This window comes from Microbacterium sp. CGR1 (assembly GCF_001266755.1).
Taxonomy (GTDB): domain Bacteria; phylum Actinomycetota; class Actinomycetes; order Actinomycetales; family Microbacteriaceae; genus Microbacterium.
On sequence record NZ_CP012299.1, the window covers coordinates 2,068,860 to 2,088,789 of the forward strand.

The 19,930-nt window shown below is 70.0% G+C and carries 20 protein-coding genes; 17 read left to right on the forward strand and 3 right to left on the reverse strand.

Annotated elements, in window-relative coordinates:
- Positions 1–207: 207 nt before the first annotated feature.
- The 5 genes from AKG07_RS10015 to AKG07_RS10035 all read left to right on the forward strand — a co-directional run bounded on the left by AKG07_RS10015 (position 208) and on the right by AKG07_RS10035 (position 3,729).
- Positions 208–828: a DUF2975 domain-containing protein gene (locus AKG07_RS10015; RefSeq protein WP_053097734.1), complete on the forward strand. Its 621-nt coding sequence runs from the start codon at positions 208–210 to the stop codon at positions 826–828.
- A 2-nt stretch (positions 829–830) separates the two neighbouring features.
- Entirely contained in the window at positions 831–1,466 is a 636-nt protein-coding gene (locus tag AKG07_RS10020; protein ID WP_150115116.1) for a hypothetical protein, read from the forward strand.
- A complete protein-coding gene (locus AKG07_RS10025) occupies positions 1,463–1,693 on the forward strand; it encodes a helix-turn-helix domain-containing protein (RefSeq protein WP_053097736.1) in 231 nt (76 codons plus the stop codon). Before AKG07_RS10020 ends, AKG07_RS10025 begins: the two co-directional genes overlap by 4 nt.
- A gap of 128 nt (positions 1,694–1,821) precedes the next feature.
- Positions 1,822–2,160 carry a hypothetical protein gene (locus tag AKG07_RS10030; protein WP_053097737.1) on the forward strand — a complete coding sequence of 113 codons (339 nt, stop codon included), beginning with the start codon at positions 1,822–1,824 and terminating at the stop codon, positions 2,158–2,160.
- A gap of 141 nt (positions 2,161–2,301) precedes the next feature.
- Positions 2,302–3,729 carry a dicarboxylate/amino acid:cation symporter gene (locus AKG07_RS10035; protein ID WP_053097738.1) on the forward strand — a complete coding sequence of 476 codons (1,428 nt, stop codon included), beginning with the start codon at positions 2,302–2,304 and terminating at the stop codon, positions 3,727–3,729.
- Positions 3,730–3,792: 63 nt separating this feature from the next.
- Here the strand turns inward: AKG07_RS10035 and AKG07_RS10040 are convergent, their stop codons facing one another.
- Positions 3,793–5,523, reverse strand: coding sequence for a cation:proton antiporter (locus AKG07_RS10040; RefSeq protein ID WP_053097739.1), 1,731 nt, complete (start codon positions 5,521–5,523; stop codon positions 3,793–3,795).
- 75 nt (positions 5,524–5,598) lie between these two features.
- Positions 5,599–5,883: a MerR family transcriptional regulator gene (locus tag AKG07_RS10045; RefSeq protein WP_053097740.1), complete on the reverse strand. Its 285-nt coding sequence runs from the start codon at positions 5,881–5,883 to the stop codon at positions 5,599–5,601.
- 123 nt (positions 5,884–6,006) lie between these two features.
- Here AKG07_RS10045 and AKG07_RS10050 point away from each other — a divergent pair, with 123 nt between their 5' ends.
- The 11 genes from AKG07_RS10050 to AKG07_RS10100 all read left to right on the forward strand — a co-directional run bounded on the left by AKG07_RS10050 (position 6,007) and on the right by AKG07_RS10100 (position 17,072).
- Positions 6,007–6,429, forward strand: a complete 423-nt coding sequence (locus tag AKG07_RS10050) for an Hsp20/alpha crystallin family protein (RefSeq protein WP_053097741.1) — start codon at positions 6,007–6,009, stop codon at positions 6,427–6,429.
- A 64-nt stretch (positions 6,430–6,493) separates the two neighbouring features.
- Entirely contained in the window at positions 6,494–6,730 is a 237-nt protein-coding gene (locus tag AKG07_RS10055; RefSeq protein ID WP_053097742.1) for a DUF2795 domain-containing protein, read from the forward strand.
- A gap of 63 nt (positions 6,731–6,793) precedes the next feature.
- Entirely contained in the window at positions 6,794–7,834 is a 1,041-nt protein-coding gene (locus AKG07_RS10060; protein WP_150115117.1) for an LLM class flavin-dependent oxidoreductase, read from the forward strand.
- A 1,024-nt stretch (positions 7,835–8,858) separates the two neighbouring features.
- Positions 8,859–9,176 (forward strand): hypothetical protein, encoded by a 318-nt coding sequence (locus AKG07_RS10065; protein WP_053097744.1) that lies wholly within the window; start codon positions 8,859–8,861, stop codon positions 9,174–9,176.
- A 230-nt stretch (positions 9,177–9,406) separates the two neighbouring features.
- Entirely contained in the window at positions 9,407–9,616 is a 210-nt protein-coding gene (locus tag AKG07_RS10070; protein ID WP_053099248.1) for a hypothetical protein, read from the forward strand.
- Between the two features lie 108 nt (positions 9,617–9,724).
- A complete protein-coding gene (locus AKG07_RS10075) occupies positions 9,725–10,957 on the forward strand; it encodes a molybdopterin molybdotransferase MoeA (protein WP_053097745.1) in 1,233 nt (410 codons plus the stop codon).
- Positions 10,954–11,664, forward strand: a complete 711-nt coding sequence (gene mobA, locus AKG07_RS10080) for a molybdenum cofactor guanylyltransferase (protein WP_150115118.1) — start codon at positions 10,954–10,956, stop codon at positions 11,662–11,664. Before AKG07_RS10075 ends, mobA begins: the two co-directional genes overlap by 4 nt.
- Positions 11,661–11,945, forward strand: a complete 285-nt coding sequence (locus AKG07_RS17670) for a DUF6457 domain-containing protein (RefSeq protein WP_053097746.1) — start codon at positions 11,661–11,663, stop codon at positions 11,943–11,945. Before mobA ends, AKG07_RS17670 begins: the two co-directional genes overlap by 4 nt.
- A gap of 125 nt (positions 11,946–12,070) precedes the next feature.
- Positions 12,071–13,462, forward strand: coding sequence for an MFS transporter (locus AKG07_RS10090; RefSeq protein WP_053097747.1), 1,392 nt, complete (start codon positions 12,071–12,073; stop codon positions 13,460–13,462).
- A gap of 2 nt (positions 13,463–13,464) precedes the next feature.
- Positions 13,465–15,009: an FAD-dependent oxidoreductase gene (locus AKG07_RS10095; protein WP_053097748.1), complete on the forward strand. Its 1,545-nt coding sequence runs from the start codon at positions 13,465–13,467 to the stop codon at positions 15,007–15,009.
- Positions 15,006–17,072 (forward strand): molybdopterin oxidoreductase family protein, encoded by a 2,067-nt coding sequence (locus AKG07_RS10100; RefSeq protein ID WP_053097749.1) that lies wholly within the window; start codon positions 15,006–15,008, stop codon positions 17,070–17,072. The genes AKG07_RS10095 and AKG07_RS10100 overlap by 4 nt, the downstream gene beginning before the upstream one ends.
- A 15-nt stretch (positions 17,073–17,087) precedes the next feature.
- Here the strand turns inward: AKG07_RS10100 and pheA are convergent, their stop codons facing one another.
- On the reverse strand, positions 17,088–18,038 hold the full coding sequence (pheA, locus tag AKG07_RS10105) for a prephenate dehydratase (RefSeq protein ID WP_053097750.1): 951 nt from the start codon (positions 18,036–18,038) through the stop codon (positions 17,088–17,090).
- A 62-nt stretch (positions 18,039–18,100) separates the two neighbouring features.
- Between pheA and pgm the strand changes: the two genes are divergently transcribed.
- The gene (gene pgm / locus AKG07_RS10110; RefSeq protein WP_053097751.1) at positions 18,101–19,744 is read left to right on the forward strand and encodes a phosphoglucomutase (alpha-D-glucose-1,6-bisphosphate-dependent); all 1,644 of its coding nucleotides are present in this window, start codon (positions 18,101–18,103) and stop codon (positions 19,742–19,744) included.
- Positions 19,745–19,930: the final 186 nt, after the last annotated feature.

Here is a 19,930-nt window from a genome sequence, read left to right on the forward strand (position 1 = left end):
ACGTGTTGTTCGACACTGGCGAAGACGCGTGAAGCGCTTGTACATCGAGAGTAACCACCGTGCGCAGGCAGTATGCCCGTGTTCGCCGTCGGCATAGTGCCGTGACCGCCAGTGACGCGTCTCCTGGACCACCGGGGTTGACGGACTTATCGACAGTCGTTATGTTAACGATTATCGGTAATAACGACTCTCGATAAGGAGTGGACGATGACCTCGACGAAGGACCGCACGATCTCTCGCGGCGATTCCGGAGCCCTGATCGGCTTCTGCATCGCAGGAGCACTGATCGCCGCCTACATCACGGTGTTCTCGATCATCCGCATCATCGAACTGGCTCGCGGGGTCGACGTGCCCGTGCTGGTCGAGTTCGTCGGCTCGACGGCGCCTGTCGAGCTGCCCCTCAGCACCGGCGACTCCATCACGGTCGGTCTCGACAGTGCGATCATCACCGCCCCGCAGCTTCCGGCGATCGCCGCCGTGCCCGGCATCATCGGGCAGGTCGCGCAGATCCTCACGATCGTCCTCGTCATCGGATGCCTGATCCTGCTGGCGCGGAGCGTGCTGACCGGTCGCGTCTTCAGCCGCCGCAACACCGCTCTCGTCGCGACCGCCGGGATCGCCGGCCTGGTCGGGTTCGCCACCGTGCGCTTCTTCGACAACATGCTGGCCAACGCGACGGTGGCCAGGATCACCGACAACGGAGTGGACAACGCCGTGATCAGCGTCGAGCCGTTCACGTTCGTCCTCGGGGCGTTCGTCATCGCCCTCATCAGCACGGTCTTCGTGATCGGCGACCGGCTGCAGCGCGACACGGACGGGCTCGTCTGATGATGAGCACAACCACCGCGACACGTTCGCAGACCGCGGATGCGATCACCGTGATCCTCTTCGGCGCAGCCGCTCTGGTCGTGACCGCGATCAGCACCGTCCTCCGCGTGCTTGGAACCTTCCGAGATCAAGGTATCGCGTGGTCCATTCCGATCGACGAGCAGCCGATCGACGCGACCGTCGGCTCAGGATCCGCGTCGGTCGAGGGGATCGCTCGGGAGGCGATGGTGTTCGCCACCGGGGTGGACGCCGCTTCGACCGCAGCGATCATCGGCTCTCTCGTCCTCTGGGCGCTCGCCCCGCTGATCGTCATCGTCGGCGTGATGCTCGTCGCCTGGAACTTCCTCCGCGGACGCTTCTTCGTGCGGAGCAACGCACGGGCCTTCGACGCGATCGGCTGGACCCTCGTGCTCGCTCCGATGTTCATCGTGCTGCTCGAGAAACTGGGGCTGAACGGGGTGTCCGCCGCGGTGGGCATCGGCTCAGGCGAGCCGGTGCATCCGATCGAGTTCTGGTCCATCGTCCCGATCTTCGCGACCGGCGTCGCGGTGGGCCTCATCGCAGCAGCGTTCCGTCAGGGCATCCGCCTGCAGCGCACGAACGCGGCCCTCGAGGATGAGAATCGGGGCCTCGTATGAGCCCGGCGGAGAACGACGACGAGCTCACCGGCATCCACTGCCGGCTCGACGAGCTGCTCGCCGAGCGAGGGATGACGCTGACCGAGCTGAGCGCACGCGTCGGGGTGAGCATCGTCAACCTGTCGGTGCTCAAGAACGACCGCGCGCGGGCGATCCGGTACTCGACTCTGCGCGCGATCTGCGACGCGCTCGACTGCGAGGTCGGCGACCTGCTGGTGCTCGCGTAGGGGGACCGCGATGCGCGGCTCCGGTTCCGATGACCGCCCTCGGGTGACGGCCGCGGGACAGCATCACGGACGGCATGCTCAGCGCAACCCCTTCTATGAATCTCCTGTGGGTCGATAGCGTTGACGGCATGAAGCTCAACGACCGGAACCTGCGCACACCCTCCCGCATCCTCATGGCTCTGCCCATCGCCGCACTCGCCTTCTCGCTGGCCGCCTGCGGAGGAACGTCCCGCCCCGCGGTCGACGACGTCGCCGACGGCATCCAGAAGGTCTACGAAGAGCAGGGACTCGGTGATGTCGTGACGGACGACGTCGCGACCTGCTTCGCCGACGCCCTCGTCGACTCCGACCTGAGCAACGAGACCCTCACCTACATCGCCAACGGCGAGGACAAGCAGTCCAGCGAAGAGGACAAGGCACTCACCACGCAGATCCTCACCGACAACCTGGAGAAGTGCGCGGGCTGACCCCCGGGCCGACCACGAAGGATGACGGATGCTGCGGCATCCGTCATCCTTCGTCATCTCCGCCTCCGGTCGCGGGCGCGGCTCCTAGCGTGGACGGATAGCGCGCACACGGCGCGCACCGATTCTGGAGTCCCCGATCCAATGAGCACCACCGTCCGCGCCACGAAGGCGCCAGACACCCGCGGTCCCGTCCGGAAGCTGCTGACGTCGTTCGGCTTCCAGATCCTCGCCGCACTCGTCCTCGGCATCGCCGCCGGCCTGATCGCCCGTCAGCTCGGAGCGACCGGCGACGAGCCGAACGGCCTCTCGGCCACCCTCGACACGATCGGCAGCTCGTACGTCACGCTGCTGCGCACGGCCGTCGTGCCGCTGATCTTCACCGCGATCGTGGCGAGCATCTCGAACCTGCGGCGCGTGCAGAACGCCGCACGCCTGGCCGGTCAGACGCTGCTGTGGTTCGCGATCACCGCGTTCATCGCCGTGAGCATCGGCATCGTGCTCGGACTCGTGATCCAGCCCGGGTCGCGCGCCGGCGACGACCTCGCCCCGAGCGCCCCCTACACCGTGGGCACCTGGTGGAACTTCCTGCTCGGTCTGATCCCGCAGAACTTCCTCGGCCTCAGCGTCAGCACCAACCCCGGCGCGACCGAGGGCACGTTCTCCTCGAGCGTCAACTTCAACATCCTGCAGGTCATCGTGATCGCGGTCGCCGTCGGCATCGCGGCGCTCAAGGCCGGCAAGAAGGCCGAGCCCTTCCTCGCGTTCACGGAGTCGCTGCTCAAGGTCATCCAGCGCGTGCTGTGGTGGATCATCCGCATCGCCCCCATCGGCACCTTCGGCCTGATCGGCGCCGCGGTCGTCGAGTACGGCTGGGAGAAGCTCGCCTCGCTCGGCTGGTTCGCGATCGCCGTGTACATCGGTCTCGCTCTGGTTCTCTTCGTCGTCTACCCGGTGCTCGTGAAGACCAACGGCCTGTCGATCAGGCAGTACTTCTCGGGCGTCTGGCCCGCCGTGCAGCTGGCGTTCGTCAGCCGCTCGTCGATCGGCACCCTGCCCCTCACCGAGCGCGTGACCGAGCGCAACCTCGGCGTTCCCCGCTCGTACGCCTCCTTCGCCGTGCCGTTCGGCGCGACCACCAAGATGGACGGCTGCGCCGCCATCTATCCGGCCATCGCCGCGATCTTCGTCGCGCAGTTCTTCGGCATCGAACTCACCCTCGTGCAGTACCTGCTGATCGTGCTCGTCTCGGTCGTCGGCTCGGCGGCCACCGCGGGCACCACGGGAGCGACCGTGATGCTCACCCTGACGCTGTCGACGCTCGGCCTGCCGCTCGAGGGCGTCGGCCTGCTGCTCGCGATCGACCCGATCCTCGACATGGGCCGCACCGCGGTCAACGTCGCGGGCCAGGCGCTCGTGCCCACCATCGTCGCCAAGCGCGAGGGGATCCTCGACGAGGAGCTCTACAACGCGCCCCGCGAGGGCCTGCCGTTCGCCGACGACTCGGCCGACGACGACGCACCCGAGGCAGATGCCGCAGCATCCGAGACCGAGCCGGCCAGCACCCGCTGACCTCTCTGGGTCACCGCCCGAGCGCCTCGTCCCTTCCGGGGCGGGGCGCTCGTTCGTCTCCCGCTATGCGCGACCCTGCTGGCGGGTGGCACCGCGGGTGTCGAGCGCGAGCTCCTCGGCATCCATCGCCGTCATCAGCTCGCGCATGAGCTCTTCATCGAGGTTGCCCGCGTCCCTCTCCGCGAGCAGGATGTCGCGGCGCACCTGCAGCCATCCCCGACTCAGGGCAGCCAGGTCATCGAAGGACGGGCGAGCTGCGGCATCCTCGACCTGCTGCGCGTCGTCGGTGTCCTTCTCGACGCGGGTCATGCGCTTCGTGAACGCATCGAACACTCCCAGGTCGACCTCGCCGTACTTGGCCTCCCACTCGACGCGCTTCTCGGCCAGGAACGCCTTGCCGGCCTCTCGGCTCTTCTCCCGCACCGCGGCGAGCGCACGCTGATCGTCGTCGTGATCGACGTCTCCCTCGATGCCGAGGCGGCGGATCAGCATCGGCAGCGTGAGCCCCTGCAGCAGCAGCGTGCCCACGGTCACCACGAACGCCACCACGACGATCGCGTGCGAGGCCTCTTCGTCGAGCGTCGCGAGATCGGCGGCCGCGAGAGCGATCGCGAGCGTCACGACGCCGCGCATACCGGCCCATGAGATCACCGCGCTGTCCTTCCAGGTCAGCTGCAGCCCGGCCATCTGGTCGCGCACGATGTGCGTGCGCAGCTCGTCGGCCGTGAACTGCCCCCACCGCCGGGACTTCTCGTGACGTTTCTCGAACTCCCCGTTCTCGACGCCGCGATCCCAGCGCTGAAGGCGCTTGCGGTCCTGGAAGTTCGCCCACGCGCTCGTCGGATAGATGTACAGCGGACGCACCACGAGCACGACCAGCAGCACGATGCCCGACAGCACGAGGATCTGCTCGACGGACTCGCTGCCGAGGTCGCGGAGCACCCGGGGGAACTGCAGACCGATGTATGCGAACACGAAGCTCTCGAGCAGCAGATCGGCCGACAGCCAGAGCGGCTTCTCCTGCTGGCGGGTCGTGTAATCGGTGCGGGGCGAGTTGTATCCGACGTACAGGCCCATCGCGACGACCGCGAGCACTCCGGAACCCAGCAGGTGCTCGGCGATCGCATAGGCGCCGAACGGTGCGAGCAGGCCGAAGGTCCCGATCACGACCGCATCGTTGATCCTCATGCGGAGCTGATGCAGCAGGATGCCGAAGACGAGTCCGATCGCGACACCCACGGCGACGGCCAGCAGGAACTGCCCCACGCCGCCCCACACCGAGACGGTCGCGCCCGCGAGGATCGCCGCGAACACGCGGTACAGCGTCAACGAGGTCGCATCGTTGATCAGACTCTCGCCCGAGAGCACCGTCATGATGCGGCGCGGCAGACCGAGCTTGCGGCCGATCGCGGCGGCCGACACCGCATCCGGCGGCGCCACGATCGCGCCGAGCAGCAGGGCGCCCGGCAGGGTCAGCGACGGCATGATCCACCAGGCCACGAACCCCACCGCGAGCGCCGTGAGCAGCACGAGCCAGATGCCGAGCCGGCGGATCTGCGGGAGGCTGCGCTTGAAGCCGACGAACGAGACGTCCAGGGCCGCCGAGTAGAGCAGCGGCGGCAGCACGAGGTTCAGCAGCAGATGGCCGTCGATCTCGACATCCGGCACGAAGGGCAGGAAGGATGCCGCGAGCGCCACGACAGTGACGAGGAGCGGCGCCGGCCAGCCGCGCCATCGGGCGATCGCGGCCACCACGACAGCACCGACGAGCACGTAGAAGATCTCGGCATCCATGCCCCTAAAGTACTGCCCTCCCGCGTCGGTCGCGGGGCGCAGCCGCGTCGGTCACGGGGCGCAGCGGGCCGCGGATCAGGGGCGATCGTCGGCGAGCTCGTCGCGGAGGCCGGCGTTCTCGTCCTCCAGATCGAGCACGCGACGGATGCCGACGATGTTGATGCCCTCGACGCGCAGCCCGGTCACCCGGCGGATACGCTCGAGGTCGTCATCGCTGTAGCGGCGCGTGCCGCCCTCGCTGCGCGCGGGCGTGACCAGCCCCTTCGCCTCGAAGAGGCGGAGGCTGGCCTCGGGGACCCCGCTGAGCTGCGCGGCGACGGCGATGCCGTAGACCGGCATGCTCGGATCACGATCACCCATGGGCACCTCCTTCTCGACGCACTTGCATTCTATCTCGCGTTGTTCTATAAAAAATCTATAGCAACGGTTGCAGATAATCTGCACCGGAGAACGCCCGCTCGGGCCACACGAAAGGAGACACTCATGGCCATGTCCTTCGATCCGTTCAGTCAGCTCGACCGCTTCGCTGCGAGCGTGCTGGACTCCGTCCGCGCACCGCGTCTCATGCCGGTGGACCTCTACCGCGACGGCGACAGGTACATCCTGCACGCCGACCTCCCCGGCATCGATCCGGGCTCGATCGACGTCGACCTCGACGGCGGACAGCTCACGATCCGCGCGCAGCGCACGGCCGACGGTCGCGAAGGCGTCCGCTGGCTCGCACGCGAACGCGGCGCGGGCTCGTTCCTCCGCCAGTTCTCGCTCGGCGACGGCGTCGACCTCGACGCGATCAGCGCCTCGTACGAGAGCGGCGTGCTCTCGGTGATCATCCCGGTCAGCGAGCGCGCGAAGCCCCGCAAGATCGAGGTCGAGTCGAGCGACAACCGACAGTCGATCACCGCCTGACCCTTCGGTGGGCCGGGGCGCACACCCCGGCCCACCCCGCTCTCCCTTCGGAATGGACGATCCCATGCGCCCCTCTTCTGCTCTCGACCGGTTCCTCCGCGGCATGGAGTACCCGGCGACACGAGACGACCTGCTCCGCGAAGCAGCCCGCGACGGCCTCGGCCCCGATGACCGAACGGCCCTCGCCCAGCTTCCCGAGCAGAGCTTCAGCGCCGCCTGGCACATCCGCTATCACCTCACGCGACGCGCGCTCACCGAGGAGTTCACGCCCTCGGCATCCGCAGGTCTCGTCGCTGTCTGAGACGCACCGGCGACGATGGGGCGGACGGGAATGCCCCGCCCGCCCCCGCCGTTGCATTCGGGGATGACTTCCACCGCGCTCTCCGTCCTCGACCTCGTCCCGGTTCGCACCGGCCAGACCAGTGCCGAGGCGATCTCCTCCTCCCTCGATCTCGCCGCGACCGCCGACCGGCTCGGCTACCGCCGCTACTGGTTCGCCGAGCACCACAACATGCCGGCCGTGGCATCCACCACTCCCCCGGTGCTGATCGCCGCCGCCGCGATGCGCACGACGCAGATCCGTCTCGGATCCGGCGGAGTGATGCTCCCCAACCATGCACCGCTCATCGTCGCCGAGCAGTTCGCCGCCCTCGAGGCCATCGCGCCCGGACGCATCGACCTCGGCCTCGGCCGCGCGCCCGGCAGCGACCCCGTCATCACCCAGCTGCTGCGTGGATCGGGCACGACCAGCGATGTCGAGCAGTTCCCGCGCAACGTGCAGGACATCGCCGCACTCATCTCGGGCGAGGGCGCCACCGTGCGCTTCACCTCGGGTGGCGAGTACACGGTGCACGCGACCCCGGCCGCCACCGGAAGCCCCGAGGTGTGGCTGCTCGGATCGAGCGACTACTCTGCGCAGCTCGCGGCATCCCACGGCCTGCCCTACGTCTTCGCCAACCACTTCTCGGGACATGGCCTCGAGCGCGCACTCGACCTCTACCGCACCGGCTACCAGCCGAGCGAAGAGCACCCCGAGCCGCGGACGTTCCTCACGGTCAACGTCGTCGCCGCGCCGACACAGGAAGAGGCCGAGGCGCGCGCCCTTCCGCAGCTGCGCATGATGTCGCGCCTGCGCCTCAACAAGCCGCTCATCGCACTCGAGACCGTCGAAGAGGCCCTCGCCGCAGAATCGGATGCCGCGACCGACCAGGTCGTCGAAGCCGCCCGCTCGCGCTGGTTCGTCGGCACCGGCGAGTCGGTCGCCGCCGAGGTGCGCGCGTTCGCCGAGAAGTACGGCGTCGACGAGGTCATGCTGTCGCCCGTCGCCGGTGCATACGAGTCCGAGCCTCGTGACGCCGCCGCCGGCCGCGCCCAGACGCTCGAGCTCATCGCCGCCGCCCTGTAGGCGCCGCGGGCACCGCGCTGTAGGCGCCGGGCTGTAGGCGAAGGGGGCGCCGCGTGCCGTCGCGCGCTCGTCGCCGGGCGCTGGTCGCCGCGCTGGTCACCACTCGCTGGTCGCCGCGCGCGCTCGCGCACGCGAGCGGGGCCACTTCCGCATCCCGCCGCCAGGCGGGGCCACTTGTGCATCCGAAACGCCGGTTTCAGATGCAGAAGTGGCCCCGCTCGCGGCACCCGATGCAGAACTGGCCCCGCTCGCGGCACCGGATGCGGAACTGCCCCGCTCGCGGCACCGGATGCAGAAGTGGCCCCGCACCACGCCGGAGGAACGCGGCGCTCAATCTGTCCACAGGCGCGACTTGTCCACATCTCTCGGGATCTCGCGGTCATCAGGCCAGGAAGACACATCCGACCAGCGAGCCTGATGGGATGCGCCATCGGATACTCCTGCCCGACGAACTCGGGCGCCATTTCTCCGTGCGGCAGGCCGCGGCCGCAGGTGTCGGTCGGGGTCGCGTGTCCGCGCGCGATCTCGACCGGCCCTTCCGCGGGGTGCGTTCGGTCACGGCCGCGGACACACCACTCGATCGCGTCGTCGCCCTCGCGCCCCTCCTGCACCGTGGTCAGCTCATCGGCGGGGAGACGGCGATGCGGGTGTGGGGGTATCCGCATCCCGGCATCTGGAACGTCGAGGCACCGATCCTCGTGGTCGTGACGACGGGTTCGGCGCGCGTCCGCCGCCGCGGCGTCACCGGCCGGCGCCTGGCAGAGGGACGGGCCCATCCCTGGCGAATCGGTGGAATTCCGGTCGTCGATCCGGCCGCGGCTCTATTCATGTGCGCCGCGACGCTGACCGACGACCAGGTGGTCAGCGCCCTCGACGCAGTGCTGAGCACGGCCGACAACTATCCCGGGCTGCGTCAGGGGCGCCCTCCCCTGACAGAGACCGACATCGAACAGCGCCTGCAGGCCTGGGCCGCTTCCCCGGCTCTCGACGAGTCCGTGACGCGCTGTCCCGTGCGCGCGAAGGAGTGGAATCGCCCAAGGAGACCGAGACGCGGTTGCTCATCGTCGCGGGAGGTCTTCCTGAACCCGTCGTGCAGTACGAGATCCACGAGAACGGGCTCCTCATCGCGCGGAGCGACATGGCCTATCCCGACCTCAGGATCTCGATCGAGTACGAGGGCGACGGCCACCGCACGAGTCGCGATCAGTGGCGCCGCGACATCCAGCGGCAGCGAGATCTCGAGGACCTCGGCTGGATCGTCATCCGCGTGGCTCAGCTCGACCTGGACGACGGGCGACCGCTGATGGACCGCATCCGTCGCGCGATGGCATCCCGTCGCTGACGCTCGCACATCTCTGCGTCCCGCCCCGCCCCTCCCACGCCCGCAGGCGGGGCCATTTCCGCATCCGGCGTCCAGGCGGGGCCAGTTCCGCATCCGGATCATCCGTTTGCGATGCACAACTGGCCCGCATCGCCGGCGCCATGTGGCGAAAGCCGCCAAGACTCCGCGTCAGGGGCTGGTATTCCGGTGCGCCGGGGCGTAGGGTCACCCGCAACGGAAGGGGTTCGATGATGAGCACTACCAAGACCCTGGCCCTCTGGGTGGCGTACGGCACGAACGGCGTCGTCGGCAGCATCCGACATGACGACGAGGGATACACCGTCGTCATGGCCGGATCCGATGCGGCGACAGGCACGTACCCGACCTTGGAATCGGCGAAGGGCGCGTTGCATTCGCACATGCTGCCGGGCAGCGGTTGGCCGATGTTCCGCGAGCACTGACTTTCGAACGGGGAAACAAGGGGCAGAGGGGCGGCGCGGTCGCGGGGCATCCCCGCGACCGTCGTACGCTGACTGCATGCGAATCACCACTCCCCTCGCTCCTCCGGCATGCTGACGGTCGAGGAACAGCGGGCGAAGGTGATCGCCGCCACCCGACCGCTGGATGCCGAATCGGTGCCGCTCGCACGGGCGGCGGGCCGCGTCCTCGCCACGACCGTGCACGCTCGGGTCGATGTGCCGGTGTTCGACAACTCGGCGATGGACGGATACGCGGTCCTGTTCACCGACGTCGAGTCGGCCACGGCCGAGCACCCCGTCGAGCTCGCGGTGATCGCCGACCTCCCGGCGGGGTCGGCCGACGAACCCGAGCTGCGTGAGGGACGAGCCGCACGCATCATGACCGGCGCGCCTGTGCCGCACACGGCGACCGTCGTCGTGCCCTTCGAGCACACCCGCGACGGCCTGCAGGCGTGGGATGCGCCTGCGATCGTGGTCACTGCGCCGACTCGCGCGGGTGCCAACATCCGCCGCCGCGGCGAGGAGCTGCGCGCCGGAGCCGTCGTCGCGACAGCGGGCACCACCCTCGGCCCGCTCCAGCTCACGGCCATCGCGGCCACCGGCATCGACACTGTGCCGGTGCATCGTCGTCCTCGCGTCGCGGTCATCTCGACCGGCAGCGAGCTCGCCGACCCCGGCGCCGACCTCGCCCGCGGGCAGATCCCCGAGTCGAACTCGGTGCTGCTCGCTGCGCTGTGCGCGGAGACGGGCGCTGACGTCGTCTCGGTCGACACGGTGACAGACGAGGATGCCGCCTTCACCGCACTCCTCGATCGCGCGCTCGTCGATGCGCGCGTCGATGTCGTGGTCACGTCCGGCGGAGTCAGCGCCGGAGCCCACGAGGTCGTGAAGAACGTGCTGCGCGATCGCATCGAGTTCGTGGCGGTCGCCATGCAGCCGGGCAGGCCTCAGGCCTTCGGGCGCCTTGGCGACGCGCTGGTGTTCGGGCTGCCCGGCAATCCGGCGAGCGTCGCCGCGTCGTTCGAGGCCTTCGTGCGGCCGGCGCTGCTCGCTCTCCAGGGTCGCGCAGCACTGCAGCGCCCGATGCTCCGCCTCGCCAGCAGCGCAGCGTGGCGCAGCCCGGTGGGACGACAGCAGTACGTGCCCGTCGCCCTCGACCGCTCCGACCCGGCCGCCTGGTCGGTGCGCCCGGCGGCCGCCGACGGGTCGTCGGGCGCGCATCTGGCGGCAGGACTCGCCAGGGCGGATGCCTATGCCGTCGTGCCCGCCGACATATCGGCCGTCGCGGCAGGCGACCTGGTCGACGTGATGCTGCTCTCGTGACCGGGACGCGCACGACCGAGACACCGGACGCCGCGACACCGGCGTCCGGGCCGACTGCCGCGATCATCCTCGCCGGCGGGCGGGCCTCACGACTCGACGGGACTGCCAAGCCGCTGCTCGAGGTCGGCGGCCGTACACTGCTCGACCGCGCCATCGCCGCCGTCGACGGCTGCGACCCCATCGTGGTCGTTGGTCCGCCGGCGCCGACCCGTGTTCGCGTCGTATGGACCCGGGAGACCCCGGAGTTCGGCGGACCGGTCGCCGGCATCGCCGCCGGCCTCGCTCTCGTCGACACCGCCGACGTCCTGGTGCTGGCGGCCGACCTGCCGAACGCCGAAGGCGCCGTGGCGCTGCTGCGCCGGCATCCGCCCCTCTCCGCCGACGCCGACGGCAAAATCGGCAAGGCCGACGCCGACAGCACGAATGGCGCGCACGGCATCGACGGCGTCTGCCTGATCGACGCGTCGGGACGGATGCAGTGGCTCGTCGGCCGCTACCGCACCGATGCCCTGCGATCCGCCGCCGCGGCTCTCCCCGACGGCGGCCGCGACGCGTCGTTGCGATCGCTGCTGGCGCGCCTGCGCATCAGCGCGATTCCGGCGGGAGACCTGGCAACGGATGTCGACACGTGGGACGATCTCGAACGGGCCCGCGCCGCGGCACCGATGCCCCCGCGCGACGGAGCACCAGACGAGGAGACGACATGACCGACAAGCCGCAACACCTTCCGGTCGAAGCCCTGGACGACTGGACCACGGCGGTCTGCAGCGCGCTCGGGATCGATCGCGAGTCCGTCGATGTCGCCCTGCTCCTGGATCTCGCCCGGGATGTCGCGCACGGCGTCGCGCGCCCGGCCGCACCGCTCAGCGCCTACCTCGCCGGCCTCGCCGCAGGTCGCGCGGGCGGCAGTCGTGAGGACACCGCTGCGGCGGTCGCCACCATCACCGAGCTGGCCGGGGAATGGCGCGCCGACGACCGGGATTCCTGAAGTTCTCTCATCGCCCACCTCGCCGATGTGATCGAGAAGTAATCGTCCGGTAATCGCACTCGTGCGGCCCTGCAACATCCGCCGCCTACGTTCAGAGCATTCACCTCTCGAACGCAGGAGCCGCGATGTCCCAGATCACCGGAAGAAGCAGCGTCGACACCCCCGCCGTGACCCTCACACGCCGCCCCGGCCGGTGGATCGACGGCTGGAACCCCGAGGATTCGGCCTTCTGGGCCACCGAGGGCAAGGCGATCGCCCGCCGCAACCTCGGCTGGTCGATCTTCGCCGAGTTCCTCGGTTTCATCATCTGGCAGCTCTGGAGCATCGTCGTCGTGCTGCTCCCCGCCGCCGGGTTCACTCTGAGCACCACCGAGTCGTTCTGGCTGATCTCGCTGCCGAGCCTCGTCGGCGCGACGCTGCGGTTCCCGTACACGTTCCTCGTCGCCCGCTTCGGCGGACGCAACTGGACCATCGTCTCGGCGCTGCTGCTGCTGATCCCCGCCGTCCTGCTCGGCATCGTCGTGCAGGATCCCGAGACCCCGTTCGGCGTGCTGCTCGCCGTCGCGGCTCTCGCCGGTTTCGGCGGCGGCAACTTCGCCAGCTCCATGGCGAACATCACCTACTTCTTCCCGCAGAAGGAGAAGGGCTGGGCGCTCGGGCTCAACGCCGCCGGCGGCAACCTCGGCACCTCGGTCGCCCAGCTCGCGGTGCCGATCGTCGTGTCGATCACCGCCGCGTCGACCTTCAGCCTGTCGTTCGCCGGCTGGATGTGGGTGCCGCTGATCCTCGTGGCCGTGTGGGGAGCATGGCGCCATATGGACAACCTGTCGTCCGCCAAGGCGGACTTCGCCGGGGCCGCCGCCGCACTGCGCGAACCGCACCTGTGGGTGCTGTCGCTGCTGTACATCGGCACGTTCGGATCGTTCATCGGCTTCTCGAGCGTCTTCCCGAAGCTCATCGCCGACACCTTCCCCGAGTTCTCGACGTTCCAGATCGGCAGCGCCTCGCTGTCGCTGGCCTTCCTCGGGGCCCTCGTCGGCTCGCTCGCCCGCCCCTATGGAGGAAAGCTCGCCGACCGCTTCGGCGGAGCACGGATGACGATCGCCGCGTTCTCGCTCATGATCGTCGGCGCCCTGTCGCTTCTCGTCACTCTCGAGGCGAACAGCTTCGCGCTCTTCCTCGGATGCTTCCTGCTGCTGTTCGTCGCGGCCGGCGTCGGCAACGGCGCGACCTACCGGATGATTCCCAACGTCTTCGCCGCACGCGGTGCCGCGACCGCGGGCGACGCGCTCGCTGTCAGCACCCAGCGCAAGGGCGCGGCCGCCCTGGGGCTGATCTCGGCCATCGGCGCCTACGGCGGATTCGTGATCCCGCAGGTTCTCGCGGCGGCGAAGAGCGGCACAGGTTCGTACGCTCCGGCATTCGGCGGATTCGTCGCCGCCTACATCGTGCTGCTCCTCATCACGGTCTTCGTCTATCTGATGCCTCGGCCCTCGCTCGCCGGACACCGGATCTGACCATGACCGAGCGCATCGTCGTGATCGGCGCGGGGCCTGTCGGCATCCGCTTCGCCGAAGAGCTCCTGCCGCTCGTGGCAGGGGGTCGGGCGACGGTCACCGTGCTGGGCGCCGAGACGGCGGATCCGTACAACCGGGTGCTGCTCGCGGAATACGCCGTGGGCGAGGCCTCGTTCGACGAGCTCACTCTCGCCACTGCCGCGAGCCTCTCCGGTGTGGATCTGCGGCTGGGGGCGCGAGCGGTGCGGATCGATCGGGATGCGCGGGTCGTCGAGCTGGTCGACGGATCGACCGTCGGGTACGACCGCCTGGTGCTCGCGACCGGCGCGCGATCGATCGTCCCGTCGCTCGAAGGCCTCGAGACGCTCGGTCCGGACACCACCGGCCTCGACAGCAGTCTGACCACAGGGGTCTGCGTGCTCCGCGATCTGTCGGATGCCCAGCAGGTGCGCGCCGTGGTCGCACGCGGCGGCCGGGTCGTGGTGCTCGGAGCCGGCGTGCTGGGGATCGAGCTCGCCATGCTGCTCGCGGACGCCGGCGCCGTGCTCTCCGTGGCCCACTTCGGTCCGATGCCGATGCCCCGCCAGCTCGACCGGGGGTCGGCGAGCATCCTCTCGACCGCTCTCGCCTCGGCCGGCGTCACGCTGGTGCCGCACACCCGAGCCGAGGGAGTGATCGGGGTCGAGGGCGACGACGGCATCCGCCGGTTCCGTGCACTCGCGAGCTCCGACGGCAAGCGCATCGAGGGCGATCTGCTCGTGCTGTCGTGCGGCGTCAAGGCGCGCACCGAGCTCGCCGAGGCCGCGGGACTCCGCGTCGGCAACGGCGTGCTCGTCGACGGCGCACTGCGTTCGTGGTCGGATCCGCGCATCCATGCGATCGGGGACTGCGCCCACATCGCCGACCCCGCCGAGTTCCTGCACGACCGCCAGGTGCCGGGCGGACCGCACGGCCTCGTCGGCCCCGGCTGGCGTCAGGCGAGCTGGCTCGCCGCGGCCATCGCCGCCGAGCTCGACAGTGCCGACGACCACCCGGGCGAGTTCGCCGACGAGCACCCCGGCGTCGTCGTGCTCAAGGGCGAGCTGGTCGACATCGCATCCGCGGGCGACGTCTCGGCCGACCCCTTCGCCCCTGTCCCGGCCGGTGAGGATGCCCCCGGCATCGCCGTCTGGGCCGACCCCGAGCACGGCACCTACGTGAAGATGGCGACGCGCGACGGCATCCTCACCGGATTCGTGGCGGTCGGGATGCCGCGGGCCGCGGCCGAACTGAGCGTGCTGTACCTGCGCGGCGGCGAGCTGCCCGCCGACCGCTCGCTGCTGCTGCGTCTCGATGATCCTGACGCTGATGCGATCGCACCGGCCGGTCGTGACGCGACCCTCTGCATCTGCAACGCCGTCACCGTCGGCCAGATCGAGGACGCGATCGACGACGGCTGCTCGTCGGTGGCTGCGGTCGGCGAGTGCACCCGCGCCGGCACCGGATGCGGAGGATGCCGCGCCCGCATCACCGAGATGCTGCACGCCCACGCGGGGGCCGTCGCATGACCGACACCCACTGCCCCTACTGCGCGCTGCAGTGCGCGATGACGCTGACCCCGACCGTGGGCGCACCGCTGCCGGTCGCCGTCGCCGGACGCGACTTCCCGACGAACCGCGGCGGGCTGTGCAAGAAGGGGTGGACCTCGGCCGAGCTGCTCGCCGACGCAGGTCGCCTCACCACTCCCCTGGTGCGCGGGACCGACGGCGAACTGCACCCGGCGGACTGGGACGTGACTCTCGATCTGATCGCCGCGCGGCTGCGTCTGATCGCCGAGGAGGACGGCCCCGATGCGGTCGGCGTCTTCGGCGGCGGCGGGCTCACGAACGAGAAGGCGTACCAGCTGGGCAAGTTCGCCCGCATCGCACTACGCACGTCGCGCATCGACTACAACGGCCGCTTCTGCATGTCATCCGCTGCGGCCGCCGCCAACCGCTCCTTCGGAATCGACCGCGGCCTGCCGTTCCCGCTGACCGACCTCGACACCGCCGAGACGGTGCTGCTGCTGGGATCGAACGTCGGCGACACCATGCCGCCGTTCGTCTCGCATCTGCAGGGTGCCAGGGCCCGCGGCGGTCTCATCGTCGTCGATCCTCGCCGCAGCTCGACGGCACGACTGAGCGCCGACGGCGCCGGCATCCACGTGCAGCCGGTGCCCGGCACCGATCTCGCGCTGCTGCTCGCAGTGATCCATGTCGTGATCGCCGAGGAGCTCTACGACGACGGCTATGTGCGCCAGCGCACATCGGGCTTCGACGCCCTCCGCCAGTCGGTGTCGGCGTGGTGGCCCGAGCGTGCCGAGACCGTCACCGGGGTGGCGGCGCGCAGCATCCGCGATCTGGCACGCAGACTGGCGGACTCCGACTCGACCTACATCCTCACCGGCCGCGGCGTCGAGCAGCATGTCGACGGCACCGACACCGCGACGGCCGCCATCAACCTCGCACTGCTCCTGGGTCTTCCGGGGACACCGGGGTGCGGCTACGGCACGCTGACCGGGCAGGGCAACGGCCAGGGCGGACGCGAGCACGGACAGAAAGCCGACCAGCTTCCGGGGTACCAGTCGATCAGCGACCCGGCCGCCCGCGCCTCGGTCGCGGCCGTGTGGGGCGTCGACCCCGACGACCTTCCCGGGCCCGGCATCCCCGCGGTCGAGCTGCTGCAGAGCGCCGGACTCCCGCGCGGCGTGCGAGCGCTGCTCGTGCACGGCTCGAACGTGTTCGTGTCGGCGCCGAACGTCTCGACCGTGCGCGAGGCCCTGAGCCGGCTCGATCTGCTCGTCGTCTCGGACTTCTTCCTCTCGGAGACCGCGAAGGCCGCCGACATCGTGCTCCCCGTGCTGCAGTGGGCCGAGGAGGAGGGCACGATGACCAACCTCGAGGGCCGCGTGCTGCGTCGCCGCCGAGCGGTCGACGCCCCCGCCGGCGCCCGCAGCGAGCTGTGGATCATGGCCGAGCTCGCCCGTCGCCTCGACGCCCCCGGCACCTGGAGCCTCGTGCCGTCGGAGGTGTTCGGCGAGCTGGCCCGCGCCTCCGCCGGCGGCCGCGCCGACTACTCCGGCCTCAGCCACGAACTGCTCGACCTCGGCATCGAGGCGCACTGGCCCTTCCCGATCGGGAGCCTCGGCACCCCTCGACTGTTCGCCGACCGCTTCGCGCACGCCGACGGGCGCGCGAAGCTCGTCGCCGTGCGGGCTCGGGAGCATCCGACGGCGAGCGCCGACCGGCTCACCCTGATCACCGGGCGCCTGCTCGAGCAGTACCAGAGCGGAGCGCAGACCCGCCGCATCCCCGAGCTCACCGAGAAGCGGCCCGATCTCGTCGCGCAGCTGCACCCTGCGACCGCGCGTCGTCATGGGATCGGCGAGGGCGACGGCATCCGTCTCTCGAACTCCCGCGGCACCCTGCGGGCGCGGGCCGAGCTGACGAACGACATCAGGCCCGACACGGTGTTCCTGCCGTTCCACTATGCGGATGCCGAGAGCGCCAATCTGCTCACCGACGACCGGGTCGATCCGCACTCGGCGATGCCCGAGTTCAAACGGGCTCTGGTCGAGCTCCGAGCCGTCTGATCGTGGAGGCGGCGCTCAGTCGTCCGGCTCGCCGCTGAGGATGCCGCGCAGCCAGTCGCGCGCCTCGACGAAGATGTCGTCGGAGTAGCGCTCGGGATACTGCACGATCTGCCGGTCGGCTCGCGGATACGAACCGAGGAACACCACGCGCGGGCTGAAACGGCGGATGCCGAGCAGGGCGTCGGCCATGCGCTCGTGCTCGATGTGGCCGTCGGCGTCGATCACGAACCGGTAGCGGCCGAGCTCGTCGCCGATCGGACGCGACTGGATCAGCGAGAGGTTGATGCCGCGGGTCGAGAACTGCTCGAGCATCTCGAGGAGGGATCCGGGGTGATCGTTCGGCAGCTCGACGATCAGCGAGGTCTTGTCGGCCCCGGTCGGTGCCGGCGCCGTGGTCGTGCGGGTCACGAGCACGAAGCGGGTGACGGCCTGAGCGTTGTCGCCGATGTCCTCGGCCAGCACGTCGACGTCGAGGTGCTTCACGACGCCCGGGGCGGCGATGGCCGCCTGGGCCGGAAGACCGCCGTCGAGCATGCCGATCGCCGAAGCGACGTTGCTCGCCGCGGGCACATGCGAGTGCCGGGGCAGGTGCTCCCCGAGCCAGCCGTGGCACTGAGCGTACGCGACAGGGTGCGCGGCGATCACGCTGATGTCTGCCAGGGTCGTGCCCCGAGGCGCCACGAGCACGAAGTTCACCGGCACGAGGTACTCGCCGATGATCCGGAGGCCCGGCAGAGTGGCCAGCGCATCCTGCGTGGTCGAGACGCCGCCCTCGATCGAGTTCTCGATCGCGATCATCGCGGCGTCGCTGCGCCCCTCGAGCACATCCGCGAGGGCTTCTCCGACGTTGTGCACGGCACGCCAGTCCTGACCCCGTGCTTCAGCGACCTGTTCGAGCGCCGCTTCGGTGAATGTTCCGGCGGGGCCGAGATAGCTGTAGGTGCGGCGTTCAGTCACGCGTTTCACCTTAGGGCACCGGCACACGCCCAGAAGATGCGCGGATGCCGAGATGGGGGCAGACTGTCTGCATGACGAGCCGCGCCGGCCTCCCTGCCGAGGAATCTGATCTGATCGATGTCGACGAGCTGATCGCCGCTTACTACGACCGCGTTCCCGACCCCGGGGTCGCCGCCGAGAGGGTCGCGTTCGGCACCAGCGGTCACCGCGGGTCGTCGCTGACCAAGAGCTTCAACGAGAACCACATCCTGGCGACCACCCAGGCGATCGTCGACTACCGCGCGAGCCAGGGGATCACCGGTCCCCTGTTCCTCGGCCGCGACACCCACGCGCTCTCGCTGCCCGCCGAGCGCAGCGCCATCGAGGTGCTCGTGGCCAACGGCGTCGACGTCCGCGTCGACTCGCGCGACGCCTGGGTGCCGACGCCCGCGCTCAGCCACGCGATCCTCACCTTCAACCGCGACCTCGCACCGGATGCCACCGGCCGCGCCGACGGCATCGTCGTCACCCCGTCGCACAACCCGCCCCGCGACGGCGGCTTCAAGTACAACCCGCCGCACGGCGGACCGGCCGACACCGACGCGACCGGCTGGATCGCCGACCGCGCCAACGAGCTGATCAACCGCGGTCTCGTCGACGTCAAGCGCGAGCGGTTCGCCGACATCGACTGGGACGCGCTTCCGGGGTACGACTTCCGTGACGCCTACGTGCGCGACCTGGCAACGATCATCGACATCGACGCCATCCGCACCGCCGGAGTGCGCATCGGCGCCGATCCGCTCGGTGGCGCATCCGTCGAGTACTGGGCGCTCATCAAGGAGGTCTACGACCTCGACCTGACCGTCGTGAACCCCGAGGTCGACCCGACCTGGCGCTTCATGACGCTCGACTGGGACGAGAAGATCCGCATGGATCCGTCCTCCCCGTCGGCCATGGCCTCGCTCGTCGCCAAGAAGGGCGACTACGACGTGCTGACCGGCAATGACGCGGATGCCGACCGCCACGGCATCGTCACCCCCGACGCCGGGCTCATGAACCCGAACCACTACCTCGCGGTCGCGATCGACTACCTGTTCTCGCACCGCTCCGAGTGGCCGCGCGACGCCGCGATCGGCAAGACCCTCGTGTCGTCGATGATCATCGACCGGGTCGCCGAATCGCTCGGACGCCGCCTCCTCGAGGTGCCGGTGGGCTTCAAGTGGTTCGTGCCCGGTCTGCTCGACGGCTCGGTCGCGTTCGGCGGCGAGGAGTCGGCCGGAGCATCGTTCCTCCGCAAGGACGGCACCGTCTGGTCGACCGACAAGGACGGCATCCTGCTGTGCCTGCTCGCGGCCGAGATCATCGCGGTCACCGGCAAGACGCCGTCGGAGCGGTATGCCGAGCTGGAGCAGGCCTTCGGCTCGTCGGCCTACCAGCGCGTCGACGCCCCGGCGACGCCCGCGCAGAAGGCGACGCTGGGCAAGCTCGCTCCGGATGCCGTCTCGGCGACGACCCTCGCGGGTGAGGAGATCACCGCCAAGCTGTCGCACGCCCCCGGCAACGGTGCGGCGATCGGCGGCCTCAAGGTGCAGACCGAGCACGCCTGGTTCGCCGCCCGCCCCTCGGGCACGGAAGACGTCTACAAGCTGTACGCCGAGAGCCTGCGCGGCCCGGAGCACCTCGCCGAGGTGCAGGCCGAGGCGCGAGCCGTGGTGTCCGCCGCCCTCGGGGGCTGATCCCCGCGTCCTTCGGGCTGTTCTTCTGCCCCCGCACGTCGCCCGTGTGGGGGCAGAAGTGCATCCGGGACCGGAACTCTTTCGTGGCGGAACGCCCCCGTGGCGGAACGCCCCCCGGGGCGCAACGCCCCCGGGGCGGAACGACCCCGGGGCGGATCCGGGGGCGGACTGCCCCACGGCATCCCC